This is a genomic window from Limnohabitans sp. Rim11, assembly GCF_001269365.1.
Classification (GTDB): Bacteria; Pseudomonadota; Gammaproteobacteria; order Burkholderiales; family Burkholderiaceae_C; genus Limnohabitans_A.
Genome location: NZ_CXOM01000001.1, coordinates 833856 through 853361 on the forward strand (window position 1 = coordinate 833856; position 19506 = coordinate 853361).

At 53.1% G+C, this 19506-nt stretch carries 15 protein-coding genes; 7 read left to right on the plus strand and 8 right to left on the minus strand.

What is annotated here, in order from left to right:
- Positions 1-24 precede the first annotated feature (24 nt).
- From bchL to bchF, 5 genes are read right to left on the minus strand one after another with little or no spacing between them, the layout of a single operon-like run.
- Positions 25-936, minus strand: a complete 912-nt coding sequence (gene bchL, locus AMM03_RS04095; RefSeq protein WP_090129138.1) for a ferredoxin:protochlorophyllide reductase (ATP-dependent) iron-sulfur ATP-binding protein — start codon at positions 934-936, stop codon at positions 25-27.
- On the minus strand, positions 933-4757 hold the full coding sequence (locus AMM03_RS04100; RefSeq protein WP_090129139.1) for a magnesium chelatase subunit H: 3825 nt from the start codon (positions 4755-4757) through the stop codon (positions 933-935). The genes bchL and AMM03_RS04100 overlap by 4 nt, the downstream gene beginning before the upstream one ends.
- Positions 4732-6267 (minus strand): ferredoxin:protochlorophyllide reductase (ATP-dependent) subunit B, encoded by a 1536-nt coding sequence (gene bchB / locus AMM03_RS04105; RefSeq protein ID WP_090129140.1) that lies wholly within the window; start codon positions 6265-6267, stop codon positions 4732-4734. The genes AMM03_RS04100 and bchB overlap by 26 nt, the downstream gene beginning before the upstream one ends.
- A gap of 9 nt (positions 6268-6276) precedes the next feature.
- The gene (locus tag AMM03_RS04110; protein WP_090129141.1) at positions 6277-7575 is read right to left on the minus strand and encodes a ferredoxin:protochlorophyllide reductase (ATP-dependent) subunit N; all 1299 of its coding nucleotides are present in this window, start codon (positions 7573-7575) and stop codon (positions 6277-6279) included.
- Complete coding sequence (bchF, locus tag AMM03_RS04115; protein WP_090129344.1) at positions 7572-8093, minus strand: 2-vinyl bacteriochlorophyllide hydratase; 522 nt, start codon at positions 8091-8093, stop codon at positions 7572-7574. Before bchF ends, AMM03_RS04110 begins: the two co-directional genes overlap by 4 nt.
- A gap of 153 nt (positions 8094-8246) precedes the next feature.
- Here bchF and AMM03_RS04120 point away from each other — a divergent pair, with 153 nt between their 5' ends.
- From AMM03_RS04120 to AMM03_RS04150, 7 genes are all read left to right on the plus strand, one after another.
- Positions 8247-9071 carry a cobalamin B12-binding domain-containing protein gene (locus AMM03_RS04120; RefSeq protein WP_090129142.1) on the plus strand — a complete coding sequence of 275 codons (825 nt, stop codon included), beginning with the start codon at positions 8247-8249 and terminating at the stop codon, positions 9069-9071.
- A gap of 118 nt (positions 9072-9189) precedes the next feature.
- Complete coding sequence (gene ppsR, locus AMM03_RS04125) at positions 9190-10587, plus strand: transcriptional regulator PpsR (RefSeq protein ID WP_090129143.1); 1398 nt, start codon at positions 9190-9192, stop codon at positions 10585-10587.
- A 105-nt stretch (positions 10588-10692) separates the two neighbouring features.
- Positions 10693-11616 carry a chlorophyll synthase ChlG gene (gene chlG / locus AMM03_RS04130; RefSeq protein WP_090129144.1) on the plus strand — a complete coding sequence of 308 codons (924 nt, stop codon included), beginning with the start codon at positions 10693-10695 and terminating at the stop codon, positions 11614-11616.
- Positions 11613-12959, plus strand: a complete 1347-nt coding sequence (locus AMM03_RS04135) for a BCD family MFS transporter (RefSeq protein WP_090129145.1) — start codon at positions 11613-11615, stop codon at positions 12957-12959. Before chlG ends, AMM03_RS04135 begins: the two co-directional genes overlap by 4 nt.
- On the plus strand, positions 12956-14164 hold the full coding sequence (locus AMM03_RS04140) for a geranylgeranyl diphosphate reductase (protein ID WP_090129146.1): 1209 nt from the start codon (positions 12956-12958) through the stop codon (positions 14162-14164). Before AMM03_RS04135 ends, AMM03_RS04140 begins: the two co-directional genes overlap by 4 nt.
- A 10-nt stretch (positions 14165-14174) precedes the next feature.
- The gene (locus tag AMM03_RS04145; protein ID WP_090129147.1) at positions 14175-14660 is read left to right on the plus strand and encodes a TspO/MBR family protein; all 486 of its coding nucleotides are present in this window, start codon (positions 14175-14177) and stop codon (positions 14658-14660) included.
- A gap of 206 nt (positions 14661-14866) precedes the next feature.
- On the plus strand, positions 14867-15697 hold the full coding sequence (locus tag AMM03_RS04150) for a cobalamin B12-binding domain-containing protein (protein ID WP_090129148.1): 831 nt from the start codon (positions 14867-14869) through the stop codon (positions 15695-15697).
- Here the strand turns inward: AMM03_RS04150 and bchO are convergent.
- From bchO to bchI, 3 genes are read right to left on the minus strand one after another with little or no spacing between them, the layout of a single operon-like run.
- Positions 15690-16577: an alpha/beta fold hydrolase BchO gene (gene bchO / locus AMM03_RS04155; RefSeq protein ID WP_090129149.1), complete on the minus strand. Its 888-nt coding sequence runs from the start codon at positions 16575-16577 to the stop codon at positions 15690-15692. The genes AMM03_RS04150 and bchO overlap by 8 nt on opposite strands.
- Positions 16578-16587: 10 nt before the next feature.
- A complete protein-coding gene (locus AMM03_RS04160) occupies positions 16588-18450 on the minus strand; it encodes a magnesium chelatase subunit D (RefSeq protein WP_090129150.1) in 1863 nt (620 codons plus the stop codon).
- Positions 18451-18459: 9 nt separating this feature from the next.
- A complete protein-coding gene (bchI, locus tag AMM03_RS04165; protein WP_090129151.1) occupies positions 18460-19500 on the minus strand; it encodes a magnesium chelatase ATPase subunit I in 1041 nt (346 codons plus the stop codon).
- Positions 19501-19506: the final 6 nt, after the last annotated feature.

Genomic DNA, 19506 nt, shown 5'->3' on the forward strand with positions numbered 1-19506 from the left:
TTGTTTGAATTCCAGTGATTCGCTTCAATCAAAACCGAGCAGATCAAAAATATCGCGGTCTTTCATAGGCACGGAAGGTAAGGGGTCGCTACCCAACCACAAGGCTGCAGCAAGGCGCATGTACTCGTCTTGAACAGCCTTCACTGCGGGTGTTGGCTCCAGTTCAAACAGAGTGCTCTTCATCAAACGGCTCTTGCGAATTTCGTCCAGCATGGGGAAGTGCGCCATGGTTTTCAAACCCACCACGGCGTTGTACTTGTCAATTTGGTCTGTCGCATCGCTGCGGTTGGCAATCACCCCGCCCAAACGCACGTTGTAGTTCTTGGCCTTGGCACCGATAGCCTGAACGATGCGGTTCATGGCAAAGATGGAGTCAAAGTCGTTGGCTGTGACAATCAGCGCACGGTCGGCATGTTGCAAGGGCGCTGCAAAGCCGCCGCACACCACATCGCCCAAGACGTCAAAAATCACCACATCGGTGTCTTCCAGCAGGTGATGCTCTTTGAGCAACTTGACGGTTTGTCCCACCACATAACCGCCGCAGCCTGTGCCTGCGGGAGGTCCACCGGCTTCAACGCACATCACGCCGTTATAGCCTTTGAACACAAAGTCATCGAGGCGAAGTTCTTCAGCGTGAAAGTCCACGCTCTCCAAGGCATCAATGACCGTGGGCATTAATTTTTTGGTCAGCGTAAACGTCGAGTCGTGTTTTGGGTCGCACCCAATTTGCAACACTCGCTTGCCCAACTTGCTGAAAGCAACTGACAAGTTGGAAGAGGTGGTGCTCTTGCCAATACCGCCTTTGCCGTACACAGCAAAAACTTTGGCATTGCCAATTTTGACAGTGGGGTCCATTTGGAATTGAACACTGCCCTCACCATCAAGTTTGGAATTCTTTTTGATGTTTTGCACTGGGATGCTGGTCGTTTCGATCATGCTGGTTGTCCCTCTTTAATGCCTTCAAGGCGGTCTTCAAGTTCCTCGCCGGCGCGCAGCAAGGCATTCATAGTCTCAGCATCGGGTTTCCAATACTCGCGACGAGATGCTTCGATCAAGCGATTTGCAAGCTTGGCCGATGATGTGGGGTTCAATTGCGCCATGCGCTCACGCATGGCAGGGTCGAGCACAAAAGTTTGCGCCAGTTGCTGATAGACCCAAGGTTGGACTTGACCTGTGGTGGCCGACCAACCCATGGTGTTGGTCAGGTGCACTTCAATTTGACGGACGCCTTCGTAGCCGTGTTGCAGCATGCCTTCGTGCCACTTGGGGTTGAGCATGCGTGTGCGTGTTTCTAAAGCGACTTGTTCAGTCAGGCTGCGTACCACGCCATCGCCTTGTGTTTGGTCCACGATATAAACAGGCGGTGCAGTCGCTGCATCACCATCGCGGTCGTGCTTGGCTTGGAGTACAGCGCGGCTGATACCGCCTAAAGTGTCAAAGTAAGTGTCGATGCTGGTCACGCCCAACTCCACAGAGTCAAGGTTTTGATAAGTCAGTGACACATCAGCCAACACACTCTTCAGCAATTGGTTGTTGCGAACAGGCTTGCCTTCGCGGCCATACGCAAATCCTTTGCGCGAGGTAAAGGCATCGCCCAATTCATCCTCTTGCTGCCATGAGGAGCTGTCCACCAACATGTTGACGTTGGAGCCGTAGGCACCTTCGGTATTGCCAAACACACGCAAGGATGCTGCTTCGATGTCACCGCCATGCTCTGCCATATAGGCCAAAGCATGCTTGCGGATGAAGTTCATTTCGCTGGGCTCGTCTGCACTGGCAGCCAAGAAACTGGCTTCCGCCAAGAGCTTGATCTGCATGGGCAGCAAGTCGCGGAAGATGCCTGACAAAGTAATCACCACATCAATGCGGGGACGATTCAAGGTTTCCAAAGGAACCAATTGCGCACCCGTCAAACGGCCGTAGGAATCAAAGCGTGGCAAAACACCCATCAAAGCCAATGCCTGCGACATGGGGCCGCCCTCGGTTTTGAGGTTGTCTGTGCCCCACAACACCATGGCAATGGACTCTGGTAAACCTGAGCCATCTTGTGCGTAGCGCTGTAAGAGTTTTTCGGCTTGCTTTTGACCATCACGCACAGCAAAGGCTGTTGGCAATTTGAAAGGGTCCAAACCGTGCAAGTTGCGGCCGGTAGGCAACACATCCGGATTGCGGAGCAAATCGCCACCCGGTGCTGGCAAAGCGTAGCGACCATCCAGGGCGCGCAGCAGGCCATTCAGTTCACTTTCTTGGTTCAACAGCACGTTGGAATGAACCAATTGGTGCAAGGCATCTTGTTGTGCTGCTGTCAGGTGCTTAGCACTGCGTTTGAGTTGGTCTTCAGTCACACCATCTACCAAACGTTCCAACAACTCTGGCTCTTCAATTTCCATGGCCTTGGCCATGGCTTTCAAAGTGGCCAAACGCTGTGATCGTGTCGGTAATTGGCCAATCACGTGCAAGCCTTCAGGAATGAGCGAGTACTCAAGCTCAAGCAGTTGGTCCACCAAGGAATTGATCCAAGGCTCTGACAGGGAGGCTTCAGCAGAAACAGAGGCGGGAACCCTAAGCTCCAACGCGACGGCTTGTTGATGAATCATCGCTGCCAAGTCGTTGCGCTCTTCGCTCAATTCATCGTCTAGGGCGCGCCATCTGTCCAGCGTTTGTTTCAACTCTGACAAGCCTTTGTACAAACCAGACTCTGCAAACGTAGGTGGCAAATAGCTCACCAGGGTGGCACTGCCACGGCGTTTGGCAATGGCGCCTTCAGAAGGATTGTTGGAAGCGTAGAAATACAGGTTGGGCAAATCGTCAATTAAGCGATCGGGCCAGCAATTGCCAGACAAGCCAGATTGCTTGCCAGGCATGAATTCCAAGGCACCGTGCGTGCCAAAGTGCAAGACGGCATCGGCTTTGAAATCCTTGCGCAAGTAGCGATAGAAAGCGCTGAAAGCATGCGTGGGTGCAAAGCCTGCTTCAAACAGCAATCGCATGGGATCACCTTCGTAGCCAAAGCCGGGTTGAATGCAAACCAAGGCCTGTCCCAACTGAACGCCTTGTACAAACAAGCCTTGGCCATTGGTTAACAACTTGCCAGGGGCGGGGCCCCACTGCGCTTCAATTTGCTTTAACCAACGTTCGTTGCGCACGTGCTCAGAAGACGGAATGATGTGATGCACATTGGCATCGGCGCCGTACATTTCGCGGTTGCCATTCAAGACCATTTCACGCAGCACATCCGCATTGGCTGGGACATCAATGTTGTAGCCTTCGTTGCTGAGTGTTTTGAGGGTGTTGAACAAAGACTCAAACACCGACAGGTAAGCGGCTGTGCCCACATTGCCGCTGTTGGGTGGGAAGTTAAAAATCACCAAGGCCAGCTTGCGCTCGCTTCTATGCTTCAAGCGGCTTTGAACCAACTTTTCAACGCGTCTAGACAACATGTCGGTGCGCTCGGCGCAGGTGAACATGTCTTGCGATTGGTGTTCTGTGGTGAAGTGGCAATTGCGCTCGCAACCCGTGCAGCTAGAGCCAGCTGGGCCGGGTCTGCCGCCATAGACCATGGGAATGGTGGAGCCATCCAACTCAGGAATAGCCACCATGATGGTGCTCTCAACAGGCATCAAGCCGCGTTGCGAACTGCCCCATTGGTCTAATGATTGAAATTCAACGGGGTGAGCCGCAATGTAGGGCACATCGAGTTGCGACAAGATTTGCTCTGCTGCTTTGGCATCGTTGTAGGCAGGGCCGCCCACCAAAGAGAAACCCGTCAAAGAGACCAGGGCATCAATTTTGGACTTGCCGTTGTGCAAAAAGAAATTCTCAATGGCAGGACGAGAATCCAGGCCGCTGGCAAATGCCGGAATGACGCGCAAGCCACGTGATTCAATGGCTGCAATGACTGCATCGTAGTGAAGGGCATTGCCTGCCAACAAGTAGGAGCGCAGGAGCAACAAACCAACAGTAGGCTTGCCTTCGAGTTCTTTAGGCAACTGCTGCAGACTCTCGGAGATCTTGCCCTTCATCTTGGGGTGATACAAGCCTACCTCTGGGTACTCAATAGGTTCTTCGGCTTGTGATCCCAATTTGAAAGTCTGACGTTCTGGTGCTGCATATCGGCCCACCAAATTCAACACCATGTTGGTGATGTTTTGCTCTGACCCAGCCAGCCAGTAGCGCATGGTAAGAAAGAACATGCGCAAATCCTGCGCAGTACCTGGAATAAATCGCAGCAACTTGGGCAAGCGGCGTAACATGGCCATTTGCTTGGCGCCTTCAGATTTTCCAGAAGATTTTTCTTCGGTGTTTTCTTTGGCCTTAGGACGCAACTTTTTCAGCAAACTCATCAAGCCAGACGATTGGCCACCCATGGTGAACTTGCCCATGCGGGTCAGCTGCATCACAGGGGGCGCCGACATGATGCACACCATGGCATCGCAGTGATCGCGTTTGGCAGTGAGTGCTTCAATCACGGGTAAGTAGTGATCTTCCATGAACAACATGGACACAATCACCATGTGCGCGCGATCAATGTCTTGCAAACAACGCTTCAAGGCATCATCACTGGCGCGGTATTCACTGGCGGCGTGCAGTTTGAACTCCAAACCGGGCAACTTCTGCGCTAACTTGGCCGCAGACCGTTGTGCTGCACTGGACAAATGCGTGTCCAGCGTCAGCATCACCACCCGCATGCCAGCGCGAGCTGACTTGGTGGTGGATGAAGAACCCTTCATCTCAACGGCTGTAGTGAGCTTTGGCATCGTAAAGTGTGTCCACAGTGATGGTTGCTACGCCTTGATCGAGGGCATATTTTTCGGTGTTGCGACGGGCTTTGCCGCGCACAAAAAATGGAATCTTGCCCAGTTCTTTTTCAGCCTCCACACTCCAAGTGGCTTGGTTAGAAGCCTCTTTTTGTGTGACCGCTTGTTCCACAATGATTTCTGCGGGGCGTGCACTTCCCAAGTGAGAGGGTGATGCACCTTCGTGAAACTCGAAGTCTTGCTTGAACATGCCTAACAAGTGTTCTTCCAGGCCCATCATGAGTGGGTGAACCCAGGTGTCAAACAACACATTGGCACCCTCTAAGCCCATTTGAGGGGCGTAGCGTGCAGGGAAATCTTGTACGTGCACGGGTGCAGAAATAACGGCGCATGGAATGCCATGTCGCTTGGCAATGTGACGCTCCATTTGCGTGCCCAAAATAAGTTCTGGGTGCAGCTCTGTAATCTGAGCTTCGACTTCCAAGTAATCGTCGGTGATCAAGGCTTCTACGCCGTACTTCTTGGCGCAATCGCGCACTTCGCGTGCAAACTCTCTGCTGTAGGTGCCCAAGCCAACCACTTCAAAGCCCATCTCCTCGGAGGCAATGCGAGCAGCGCTGACCACGTGCGTGGCATCGCCAAACAAATACACGCGCTTGCCGGTGAGATAGGTGGAATCGACAGATTGCGCGTACCAGCGTGCTCGGGCTGTCATCTCTTCAATGGCGGGTACTTCAATGCCAGCCAGGGCACACACCTCGCGAATAAAATCTTGTGTGGCGTTGGAACCCAATGGAACTGTCTTTGTATGCGGCTGATCAAACTGACGCAATAGCCATAGCGCAGTGCTCATGCCGATCTCGGGGTACAGCACCACGTTGAAGTCGGCATCTGCCAACTTGCGAATGTCTGCAACCGTGGCTTCCAAAGGCGCAACCACGTTGATGTCGACCCCCAATTTGTTGAGCAACTGCGTGATTTCTTTCACGTCGTCACGGTGTCTAAAGCCCAATGCGCTTGGACCCAAAATGTTGCAGCTAGGACGGCTCTTTGCAGTCTTTTCTTCTGGCTTCAAAACCAGATGGCGGCACAGTTGATAAAACGTTTCGCTGGCGCCCCAATTCTCTTTGCGCTGATACGAAGGCAGCTCCAAAGGAATGACAGGAATGTCCAACTTCAAGGCGTGTGCCAAACCGCCTGGATCGTCCTGAATCAGTTCGGCGGTACAGGATGAACCTACCAACATGGCCGCAGGTTTGAAGCGTTCAATGGCTTGACGTGCCGCATCTTTGAAAAGCTCTGCCGTGTCGCCACCCAAGTCACGTGCTTGGAATGTGGTGTATGTGACTGGCGGGCGGCGGGGCAAGCGCTCAATCATGGTGAACAGCAAGTCTGCGTAGGTGTCGCCTTGGGGTGCGTGCAACACATAGTGCACATCGCGCATGGCGGTGGCAATGCGCATGGCGCCAACGTGTGGCGGTCCTTCGTATGTCCAAAGCGTGAGTTGCATCTTGTATTCCTATGCCGCCAGCTTTTCGCGACGTCGTAACGGACGGCTGAACAGGCCTGCCAAATCGGCAGCTTGCTCGTAGCCTTGAATGGGGGTGAAGACCAACTCGATGGCCCACTTGGTGGTCATGCCTTGGGCTTCCAGGGGGTTGGCCAAGCCGAGGCCACACACCACCATGTCGGGTTTGTCTTCGACACAACGATCGAGTTGCAAGTCGACATCTTGGCCTTCGCTAATGCGGGTGCCTGTGGGCAACAACGCCAACTCAGCGGCCATGTGTTGACGGTGTAAATAAGGCGTACCCACTTCGACCAAGTCCATGTTCATTTCGCGATTCAAGAAGCGCGCCAATGGAATTTCGAGCTGCGAATCTGGGAAGAAGAAAATGCGTTTGCCATCGAGCATTTGACGGTGCACGGCCAAAGCTTTTTCAGCGCGTTGCTTCGGTGCTGCTGTGACTTTTTCAAACAACAAAGGCGAAACACCAAATTCTTGTGCGGCAGCTTGAAGCCATGAGGTGGTGCCTTCAATGCCCAATGGAAAGGTGGCTGGTAAATGCTGAGCGCCTCTATCTTGCAAGGCTCTGGCTGTGTCTGCCAAGAAGGGTTGTGCCAATAAGAAACGCGTGTTAGCGCCCACTGCAGGCATTTTTTGACTGTTGCGAGGTGGGAAAAAATTTACCGTGATGTTCATTTGCTCTAGCAAATGACGCAGCTGGTCTTCCACCACATCGGCCAAGGTGCCCACTACCATCAGTTGTGGTTTGGTTTGCGAAGGCACTTGAGGATTCATGCTAGGTAAGCCTGGTACCAGTGCGGCCAAGCAGGCGTCTTCGCCCTGTGTAAACGTGGTTTCAATGCCGCTGCCAGAGTAGTTGAGCACTCGCACGGCAGGATGGTGAATTTGATTCAAACGCTGTGCTGCGCGTGACAAATCCAACTTGATCACCTCAGAGGGGCAAGAGCCCACCAAGAACAGCATGCGTATGTCGGGGCGGCGGTTCAACAACTGGTGCACCACGCGATCGAGTTCCTCGTGCACATCGGCCAAGCCAGCCAAATCACGCTCGTCAATGATGGCGGTGCCAAAGCGTGGTTCAGCAAAAATCATCACACCGGCAGCAGATTGAATCAAATGGGCGCAGGTGCGAGAACCCACGACCAAAAAGAAGGCGTCTTGAATTTTTCGGTGCAACCAAATGATGCCTGTGAGACCGCAGAAAACCTCGCGTTGTCCGCGTTGAACCAAAGGCGTGACATCGGTGCAACCGGTGGTGGTTTCAGCGCGAATAGGAATGACGGGGCTCATAGACTCACCTGTGGACCTGTTGCGGTCGTTTGTTCAAGATCGCTGGACTGTGTTGAAGGCCGTTGCAAACGAGCCATGCGCAATTTGCGGATGTACTGCGCGGCATTGATGCCGTAGGTGACATAGGCGGCCAGGGCTAACAGCAGCTGGTCATTGGAAGACCAATGACCTTGCCACCACACCCACAAGTAAGCGGTGTGAAGCGCCAAGACCAACATGCTGACCACGTCTTCCCAGAAGAAAGCATGTGCAAAAAGGTACTTGCCAAACACCACTTTTTCCCAAATGGAGCCTGTAATCATGATGGCGTAGAGCACCAGTGTTTTGATCACCACGGAGGCCAGCGCCCAGTCGGTGTGCTCGCCGGTCTGCAAACTGTTCAGCACCAAGTACAAGCTGACCAAGAAAATCAAGAACTGAACAGGCGCTAACAAGCCTTGAACCAAGGTCCACTTTGTTGCATCACGCCGAGCACGTTGCTCTGGTGTGTACAAAACCTGTGGTTGCTTATCCTGCATGCTGCCCTTTGTTAGCGAATGAACTGAGGCAACTTTACGGCCCAATCTGATAAGTGTCAATATAAATTGACAATAAATATGTTATGTAGGGTTTACACCAAATTGAAACTCTGTTAAGTTCTAGGACACTGAAGGCGTCAAAAAAAGGCATAGGTGAACGCTGTGAGTCAGCATCAATTGGATCGTTCAGAGGGGCAAAAGCAAGCGCGCTGGGATGCTGGCACGCCCGTGAGCGCCAAAAAAGCGAACCAGAATGTCGGTCCCCGCCTGGTGGGGGGTACTACTTTTGGCAAAAATGATGGAATTGACAAGGCGCAGGTGGTCCTGTTGGCCGATGCCAGTCTTGAAAGTTTGGAGGAAACCCGCAAAGTGATTGTGGGTTGGCAGCGCCAGGGACTGACTTTGTCCCAGATTTACTTAAATGGCATTGCAGAAAGCGCCAAGGCCTTGGGCGACCACTGGCTCTCAGACAAACTGAGTTTTGTCGAGTGCACCATCGGGTTTTCTAGGCTCCACCAAATGCTGCACGATTACAGTGCCGAGTTTGTCACTGAAGGTCGGTTGGAGCCCAATGGGTACAGCCTTTTGCTCATGACCGAGCCCGGATCGCAGCATGGCTTGGGCGTCTTCATGCTGAGCGAGTTTTTCAGGCGCGCTGGCTGGAATGTCACTTTGGCCAACCCTACAGACATGAGCGACTTCAAAAGAAGCTTCCAATCAGATTGGTTTGATGCCGTGGGTTTGTCCTTGGCGACCGACCGGCATTTGACAGAAATTCAACAGTCCCTGCCAGAATTGTTGGCAGGCAGCGTTAACTCGGCGCTTCAGGTTTTTGTCGGCGGTCCTATGGCGTCGCTGGCCCCAGACACTGTGACCTGGCCCAAGACAGTTCTATTGAAAGGCAATGCCATTCAAGCTGTCGAAAAAGTCACCCAAACCCTACTGAACATGGAGCGTCAAATTAAATTGACACCTTGATTTGTCTTCGATCAATTCCCAAGATCTGCCCTAATCCTTCAGGGCAATTTTTGAGTGTATGCTTCGCCAACAATAAAAAGTGTCAACTTCACATCACTGAAGTCAATTTGCAGTACCAATGAACACCAAAAACCTCGATCCAGCCACTTTCTCCAAGCTTTTGGGCGTGGTTTCGGACGTCAGTTTGATCATTGACAGCCAAGGCGTCATTGAGGACGTGTCCACGGCGCAAGACACCATGGCCACCTTGGGTTGCCAGGCTTGGATGGGCAAGCGTTGGATCGACACTGTCACGGTGGAAAGTAAGAAGAAAATTCAAGAGCTCCTGCAAGTTTCAGATGAGAACGCAGTGCTCAATTGGCGCCACGTCAATCACCCCACGCCCTCTGGCGGTGAGGCGGCCATTCAATACGTTACAGTCCCCCAAAAAGGCGGCAAGTTTTTAGCCGTAGGTCGAAACCTCGAACGGCTGGCAGAGTTGCAGCGCAGATTGGTCGAAACACAACAATCGGTAGAGCGAGACTATTTGCGTCTGCGCCACATCGAAGCGCGTTATCGAATTTTGTTTGAAACATCGCCCGAAGCGGTGCTCATGATCGATGCCGCTTCTTACCGCTTAATCGAAGCCAACGTGGGTGCGCAGGCCTTGTTCAAAGATGCCGGCAAGCGCTTGGTAGGCCGTGATTTCAGAGAGTGCTTCGATGCAGGCAGCCAAGGCGAAGTGCAATCATTGCTTCGGACAGCTTTGGCCACAGGCCGCATTGAAATGTGTTCGGCCGTGTTGTTAGGCGCCCCATCGCCCCTGACGGTGTCGGCGACTGTGTTCAGACAAGAGGGCGGCGCACAATTTTTGGTGCGATTAACGCAAAGAGAGTCTTCTGCCGTTTCGCTGGTCGATTCAGAGTCTTCTGTCGTGCTGAGCGAAGCCATGGAAAAATTCCCCGATGGTTGGTTACTCACCGACACGTCTGGCACCGTCAAAAGCGTCAACGAAGAAGGCATGGCCTTGTTGGGCCTCACGGCATCTTCTCAAGTCATTGGCCAGTCCATGGAGCGTTGGTTGCAAAGGGGGGCGGTTGATTGGGGTGTGCTGAATACGTCGCTCAAGCAGCACTTGCCCGTTCGCAACTTTGCCACCGAGGTCAAAACCTTGTCTGGCATGACGCTGCCTGTTGAAGTCAGTGCCGTGTACTTGTCGCGCCCTGAGCCCATGTATGCCTTCTTTGTTAGAGACATGGACCGCCGCATGCAGGCGGCCTCCGGTGCCAGCACCGCTGCTGTACCTCACCCTTTTGCCGAATTGTCCCAATTGGTCGGTCGCCGCCCCATCAAGGACATTGTGGGCGAAACCGTCGACACCATCGAGCGCATGTGCATTGAAGCTGCGCTGGAGTTAACGCACAACAATCGCGCCTCCGCAGCCGAGATGTTGGGCCTTTCAAGGCAGAGCCTTTACGTCAAACTTCGACGCTTTGGCATCTTGTCCGACACCGAAGTCGATTCAGAGCTGCCCTGAGTCTTTAAAGCACAGTCCGCATTTATTTTGCTGATGTGTATTTAAATATTGACACTTAGTGTCAATCCTAGTTGACATTTCTCAAAGACTTCTCACAATGGTGGCATGGACAATCCCATGCTCACGCTCACACCACCGCCGCAGCGCCCCAGCCTGCGCACGGTTGCTGAACTTCTCAAGCCCATCACTTGGTTTCCACCAGTGTGGGCTTTTGCATGTGGTGCCGTTGCCTCTGGACAGAGCCTTTCCGACAACTGGGTCTTGATCGTGTTGGGCCTTGTTTTGACGGGCCCATTGGTGTGTGCCAGCAGTCAAGCCGTCAACGATTGGTTTGACCGACATGTCGACGCCATCAACGAACCTCAAAGACCTATTCCATCGGGCCGCATGCCTGGCAAGTGGGGCTTGGGAATTGCCGTGTTGTGGACCGCTTTGTCTTTGCTCTGGGCCACGCTCATGGGCACGTGGGGTTTTGTGGCTTGCGCTTTGGCCATTGCATTTTCCTGGGCTTATAGCGCGCCCCCTGTGCGTTTAAAAAACAATGGGTGGTGGGGCGCTGCAGCCTGCGCACTCAGCTATGAAGGTTTGGCTTGGCTTACAGGCACAGCAGTCATGTTGGGCGGTGCATGGCCAGGCAGTTACTCAATTGGTTTGGCCTTGCTTTACAGCTTAGGTGCGCACGGCATCATGACCTTGAACGATTTCAAAGCCATTGAGGGTGACAGGCAAATGGGCATTGCGTCATTGCCTGTGAAGTATGGCCCCGTGGGTGCCGCACGCATTGCATGTTTGATGATGTGGACCCCGCAAGTGGTAGTGGCTGTGCTGCTGTTCAATTGGCAGTTGCCTCTGCACGCAATGACGGTGTTGGTCTTGAGCTTGATGCAATGGCCACTGATGATCAAATTTCTTAAAAATCCTGTTGAGCGCGCACTGTATGTCAGTGCCTTCAATGTCCCCATGTTTGTCACCGGCATGATGGTCAGTGCCTGGGGCTTGCGCCAACTCAATGCGGGAGGCGTCTTATGACATCGCCATTATTTGGATGGTTTCAAATCATTCGACTGGGTCTCATTCAAGCCTGCTTGGGTGCTGTGGTGGTGGTCACTACATCAACGCTCAATCGCATCATGGTGGTGGAGTTGGCGTTTCCTGCTTTGTTGCCTGGCGCTTTAGTGGCCTGGCACTATGCTGTGCAAATGGTGCGCCCCCGCATGGGCTATGGCGCTGACAAAGGCAGACGCAGCACGCCTTGGATGATGGGCGGCATGATGGTGCTTGGCGTAGGCGGTGTGATGGCTGCTGTATCCACCATTTGGATGGCCACTGAGCCGGTGTGGGGCATTGCATTGGCCGTGCTGTCTTTCAGTTTGATTGGCTTGGGTGTGAGTGCTTGCGGTACGTCCTTGCTCACCTTAATGGCCAAGCAAGTGCCCGATCAAAAACGGGCACAAGCGGCTACCACTGTGTGGCTCATGATGATCATGGGCTTTGCCATTACCGCTGGCACTGTCGGCAAGTTGATCGACCCCTACACGCCAGAAATTTTGTTGAAGGTATCGGCCAGTTTGAGTTTGCTCACGACCTGTATCACGGCGCTGTGCTTGTGGCGATTAGAAAAACCCACGGCAGATGTCGCGCCAGAAAACAAACCCACAGCAGCAGATTTCAAACAAACTTTCAAAGAAGTTTGGTCTGAGCCCAAAGCCAGAACTTTTACCATTTTTGTGTTCTTGTCGATGCTGGCCTACAGCGCCCAAGATTTAATTTTGGAGCCCTTTGCTGGCGCCATTCACGGCATGTCGCCCGGCAAAACCACGCAGCTATCTGGCTGGCACCACATGGGTGTGCTGTTCGGTATGTTGGCAGTCGCTGGTGCCAGCACCCGTTGGGTGGCAGGCCGCTTGGGTTCTGTGCAAGCTTGGATGGTGGGCGGCTGTGTGTTCTCAGCCATTGCCACAGTGGGCTTGTCTTCGTCTGCGTTGGTCAACATGACCGAGGCTTGGCCGCTCAAGGCCAACGTCATTTTCTTAGGCATCGCCAACGGTGCATTCTCTATTGCAGCCATCGCCACCATGATGCGCTTGGCAGGTGAGGGCGGACCTGGCCGCGAAGGCACGCGCATGGGCCTGTGGGGCGCTGCACAAGCGGCCGCATTTGGTTTGGGTGGCCTCGTTGGAACGGCTGCCAGCGATTTGGCACATGCCCTGCTTCAAGATTCTCGATCAGCCTATGTGGCTGTGTTTGCATTTCAATCCCTGATGTTTTTGGCCTCTGCAGTGGTTGCCATGCGCATGCGCGCTGGTGATGTGAAGCCTTCAGAAATGTCTCTCGACAACCATGTCCTCTGGAAAGGTGGATCCACATCATGAGCCAAACCGATTACGATTTTGTGGTGGTAGGAGGTGGCCCTTCTGGCGCCACAGCCGCCAACGATTTAGCCAAAGAAGGCTGGCGCGTTTTGTTGCTAGACCGACAAGGCAGGCCCAAGCCTTGTGGTGGCGCCATACCGCCCAGATTGATCAAAGACTTTGAAATTCCAGACCATTTGTTGGTGGCCAAAGTCAATTGCGCCCGCATGATCTCGCCTGCAGACAACAAGGTCGACATTCACATTGACAATGGTTTTGTGGGCATGGTCGACAGGATCGACTTTGATGAATTTTTGCGGACACGTGCAGCACAGTCGGGCGCTATTCGTCAACAAGCCATCTTTGACAAAGTGCAGCACGATGATGCGGGTACCCTTTGGGTGCATTACACGCCTGTTCACTCTAAAGAACATTCGGCTACTGAGCATGCCAAACCCATCAAGGTCAGTGCGCGCATGGTGATTGGTGCCGATGGCGCCAAATCAGAAGTAGCGCGTCAGCAAATTCCCGATGCCGACAAAACCAAGTATGTGTTTGCTTATCACGAGATCATTCAAGCACCTGTGCAAAAACCATCGCACGATGGCCAGCGCTGTGACGTGTATTACCAAGGCGAAGTGTCGCCCGACTTTTATGGTTGGGTGTTTCCCCACGGCAACACCATGAGTGTGGGCACAGGCAGTGCTGACAAGGGTTTTTCGCTCAGAACTGCAACGGGACACTTGCGCAAAGTGGCGGGTCTCACAGACGAGCCAACGCTCCGAAGAGAAGGTGCGCCTATTCCATTGAAGCCTCTTCCAAAATGGGACAACGGCAAAGATGTGTTGGTGGTGGGTGATGCCGCCGGTGTGGTGGCACCATCTTCTGGTGAAGGCATTTACTACGCCATGGACTGCGCCCGAACCATGGCCCGTGCTGCACACGAAGCTTTAAAAACCGGCAACCCTGCGTGTTTGAAACAAGGCCGTAAAAAATTCATGAAACAACACGGCAAGGTGTTCTGGATTTTGGCCATCATGCAATACTTCTGGTATCAGAATGACAAGCGCCGTGAAAAGTTCGTCAAAATTTGCGAAGATCGCGACGTACAGAGACTCACCTTTGAGTCTTACATGAACAAAGAGTTGGCCAGAAAAGACCCTATGGCGCATGTCCGAATATTCTTCAAAGACATGGCCCATTTGTTAGGATTGGCCCGAACCTAAAGGGGCCCCATTGCAAATCAATTCAGCAACTCTCAAAACTTTTGCAATTGCATTTGCACTGAGCTACCTCACGGCAGGTATTGGCGGCGGCCTCACAGAGTTGGGGCCTTGGTATTTTTCGCTTAAACACCCTGAATGGAAGCCGCCAGACCCCTATTTTGGGGTCATTTGGACCACCATCTTTACGCTGTGCGCCATCAGTGGGGCACTGGCTTGGCAGGCTGCTAAGGGGCCCCATGAACAAAAAAGAATTATTTTGTTGTTTGGGATTAACGCTTTTTTAAATATTTTGTGGAGCGCCATCTACTTCAAATTGCAGCGCCCTGACTTTGCTGTTTTTGAAGTGGTTTTTCTGTGGCTTTCCATTTTGTTTCTCATCATGGGCCTTTGGCGCATCTCTAAAAAAGCGGCTTTGTTGTTGATACCCTATTGGGTATGGGTCAGCATCGCCACTGTCTTGAATGTTGAAACCGTCAAGTTGAACGGCCCTTTTTGAATGAACTTTGTCTTCACATTTAATACAAAGTTCATCAATACCCATTAGATTTGTAGGAGATACTAAGGGTTAAAGAGGGTTGAAGCGAGTCAAACTTCAATTTATAAACTAGGTTCGATACGCGGATCGGTAAGCTATTTTGCTGGCGAAATTAACGCCCCGATCACCCACCCAGTTTGGCACGCTATCCCTCGCAAGGAAATTGCATGTCTAAGTTCAATGGCTTAGGGAGTTCTTCTCAGCGCCCCAATGAGTCGGGTGCCGCGAATGACGAGTGCAAGGATTCCCTCCTAGACGTGATTGAGTCTCAAATCATTCCTAGGCTGTTGAATTCTCAGCAACTCATCTCTAGCCAGTCCATCAGCGCCGACTCGCCTGAGTTTGGCGAACCAGTCCCAGAAATGTTGGACTTCACTGGGTGCTGCCTGAAAGGTGATACGGCTGGCGTCAATCAAATTGTCGATCGCTTGCTAGACCGCGGTTTAAAGCAAGACCGAATTTTCATGGAACTCATTACGCCAGCTGCCAGGCACTTGGGCGTTTTGTGGGAAAAAGACCTGTGTGATTTCAGCGATGTAACTTGCGGATTAGCACAGATGCACCAAGTGACACACCGCTTAGGTTACGGGTATCACGAGGGCCCTACGGTTGAAGGCGAAACCCAACGCGTCATGCTGTCGTGTGCGCCAGGTTCTCAGCACTTTTTGGGCTTGACCATCGTCGCAGATTTTTTCCGTCGTTCCGGCGCCCATGTGGTCATTGAAATTTCGTCCACTGAATCTGAACTGATGCGCGCTATTGCCAATGAATGGTTTGACGTCATTGGTATTTCTGTGGCCATCGAAACGCAATTGCCCCAACTGCGTGATTTGATTGCCAACTTCAGACGAAACTCCGGCAACCCGAATATCAAGGTCATGTTGGGTGGCCCTATCTTTATGCTCAAAGATTTGTCGGCCGACATGTTTGGCGCCGATGCCATCTCTACCGACCCCATTGAAGCGGTTAATCTCTTAAAGAGTTTTGCTGTCAAATAGATTCACAGATTTTGAGAATCGTTTGAGCAGTACCGGCGGGGTCTTCCTCGTGCGCCAAATGTCCCAAGTTTGGCTGTTCATAAAGGCGCGTTTGCGGCATCAATTTGCAAGCCTCGTACGCCATTGATGGTGGCACGGTTTGATCTTGCGTGCCTACCAAAATGGCCACTTCATTTTTAATTTGCGACAAGGCACTGGACAGGGCGTTCAGTTGCCATGCGGCCATCATGTTGAGCACGCTGTGCACATGTCCCGAATGGCTGAACACACTTTGATACAAGGCCAAACCTTCTGCATCAAGCTGCGAGCCTGTTTGTGAAATTGATTTTTGTATCATGGCCGGTTTGCTGGCCAGCTTGGCCGTAGCCCATGCAGAAATTGGATTGATGGCTGCCAATTTGGCAGCGGGCCTGAAAATCAAAGAGGGCAGGCCAGGCAAAGGCAGCCAAGCCGGATTGAAACCAATCAGCTGAGTCTCAGACAAAGTGCGCTGCTGCAGCAACATGTTGGCGGCAATAGCAGCACCTGCAGAGTGCCCACCAATTACCGAGGGTGTCACATTCAATTGCAACAATAAAGCGCGCAGGCCTTCACTCATGCCTTGCAATGACAAGCTGCCTTCTGGACCTCTGCTGGTAAATGCATGGCCCGGTAAGTCTGGCGCAATCACTTGAAAGTGCGAGCTGAGCAACGGCATCAACCCGCGCCAACTGAAGCTGCCAGAACCGGTGCCGTGCAACAACAACAAGACGGGGCCTTGCCCCATGATTTGCACATGCCACTGAATGCCGCCCGCTTGAATAAATTGGCTGTGCTGCGCATGAGGCCAAGTACTTCGGTAGTTGGCCCACTGCATGGTGGGATACAAACTGTCAAACATGATTTGTATCTCAGGCAGCCAACTGCCTCAAGTTGTCCATGGCATTGGCAACACGTTGGGCTTGCACTTGCGGCATGGGCAAGTAACTGCCGCCCATGGTGTGAGCCAAGTTTTGCACTTGCGGATCAGGCTGAATGGAGGTGTCAATCCACAAGGAGCGATGACCTGTTTGTCGCCACTGCGCACTCCATTGCAGGGCATCGGCTTGTGCTTGCGCTCTGCCGCCTAAGCCTTGCAGTGTGACGTTGGCGCGGCCATCGCTGAGCATTACCAAAATAGGCGTGACACCTTGACGGTGCAACTGTGCGGCTTGCTCGTATGCCATTTTTAAAGCCAAAGCCAAGGGTGTACCGCCACCGCCCGGCAAACCGGTCATGGCACGTTTGGCACGCACCAAAGAGCGTGTCATTGGAAGAAGCAATTGTGCGTTAGCGCCTCTGAAGGCCACAATGCAAACACTGTCCCGGCGTGCGTACGATTGTTGAAGCAACAATTCAACTGCCCCTTTGGCTTCAGCCAATCGTTGCAGTGCGGCTGATCCCGATGCATCGAGCGCCAAGATCAAGCAACTGGAGGAGTGCTGTTGGTATCGGTGCACATGAAAATCTTCAGACCGAATGGCAACACGGCCTTGAACCTTGGCGCCTCTTAATTTTTGTTTGGGTGCAGCTGCGCGCAAGGTGGCCAGCACATGCAATCGAGAATTGCCGCCGGGCCTACCTGGCCTTGGGGGCAGGGGCCTGCCGCGTTGCGAGCCTGTTTTGAATTGACCGCTTCTGCCAGAGGTGTTTCCTTGGCTGCGGCCTGCCTGTGTCATCAGAGCGTCGAGCATGCCCGGGGGCAAACTGGCCAAGGCCGCGGCCACCATCATCTCTTGCAAGTCTTCCGCTGTGGGCTCTGATGGCGTTTCAGGCGGCTGATCCTCTGAGTCTTGTTCAGAATCTTTTTCTGACTCAGGCGGTGGCTTGTTGGCGTCGTTGTTGGGCTCTGGCGGCTGTTCTGTTTTTTCTTCTGAAGTCTCTTCTGCCGCAGACTCTTCTTGATTTTCTTGCGGCCATTGCGTGGCTCTGGGGGCCAACACGCGACGAGCTGCAAATTCCAAATCTTCATCTTCAACGATCGAACGCAAATTCAAGGCCGCATGACAGCAGGCCACGCGCAACGCCAGACTGGGTATGCGCAATGAATCAATCCCGAGTCCTTGCGCTGTAGCGCACATGGCCAATGCTTGATCGTGTGTCCATTGAATTTTATGCAGCAGCGCTTGCATCTGTTGCAAATGCGCTTCGCTAAATTGAACGTGAATGGCTTGAGACTCTGAGTCCAACGCATCCACAGTCATGGCTTGAATGTCTGATGGCGCGAGGTCTTTTAAATCCAGCCAAATACCCAATCGCTCTTGCAATGATTTGCCGATGGGCGCATCGTCTTCTAGCGATTCGTCCAAAGCAATCACGCCAAATTGCGTGCTAATGGGCGCAGCATCTGAACGGACATTCAAAGGGGGAATGGACTGTGTGTCCATGGCCTGCGTGATGGGGGCTACCAAAGCACTGGGAAATCTTTCTGCCATGCTGATGCAAACCGCACCTTGATGGGCCTGCTGCAACAAACCGTTCTGCATGTGAAGCTTGCCCGTTTGCAAGGTGGCCGATAAATCAATGCCGCCTAACAAGCGTTCAAGGTCAATACTGCCTGGCAGTTTGATGGTTTTGACGCTGCTGTTGTGCAAGGCTTGTAGCCATCGTTCGCGCACAGGGCCAAAGGGTGCTTTCAGCCAAACACCGCCAAAACCGTGGGGGTCAATTTGTAAAAGCTGCAAGGATGTGATGGCATCGTTCCATGCCGCGATCCCTTGCAATTGGTTTGGCATGGCCAAGCTTCAAGCGCCCAAAATTTCTTGCAAGCACCTTTGCACGCGCTCGCCAGAATCTGTGTCGTCTAATGGGTTGCGACGCAAGCGATGGCGCAAGGCCAGTGGCGCAATGGTTTGAAGGTGCTCGGGCTTCACCGTTTTGCTGCCTTGCATGGCAGCCAGTGCACGCGTGGCACGCAACAGGGTGAGTTCTGCTCGCAAACCATCGGTACCCAGTTGCTGACACAAGCGGGCGCACAGCGTCAGCATCTCGTCACTGACGACCACCGATTCCAACAACTTGCGCGCTTTGACAATGCGCTTTTGCAGTTTGTCGCTTTCGTCTTGCCATTGGGCTTTGTAAGCCACAGGGTCTTTGTCAAACGCATCGCGGCGTTTGATGACTTCAACGCGCAGCGCAATATCTTGCGGTGTACGAACTTGGACGGATAAACCAAAACGATCGAGCAATTGAGGGCGCAGTTCGCCTTCTTCAGGGTTGCCACTGCCCACCAACACAAAGCGGGCAGGGTGGCGAATGCTTAGGCCTTCTCGCTCGACCAAGTTTTCGCCAGAGGCTGCTACGTCAATGAGCAAGTCGACCAAATGGTCGTCTAGCAAGTTGACTTCATCGATGTACAAGAAACCGCGGTGCGCTTGCGCCAACAAACCGGGTGAGAATTCTTTGATACCTTGTGATAAGGCTTTTTCTAAATCGAGTGCGCCCACAATGCGGTCTTCGGTGGCACCCAGTGGCAAGTCCACCACGCTGACGGCTCGGCTCTCTGTTTGAGGCTTGGCGGCTTTGCCACCCGATACGCTTTGTGATGCTTGGCACACAGGGCAAGCCTGGGCTGGTTTCTGCGGGTCGCATTTGTAGGGGCAGCCCTTCACCACTTGGATGGGGGGCAGCAAGTCGGCCAGTGCCCTGACGGCGGTTGATTTGCCTGTGCCGCGGTCGCCCAGCACCAGCACGCCGCCGACCGTGGGGTCGATGGCCACCACCTGGATGGCCAGCGTCATCTCGTCTTGACCGACGATGGCTGCAAAAGGAAAGGTGGATGCCATGGAAAA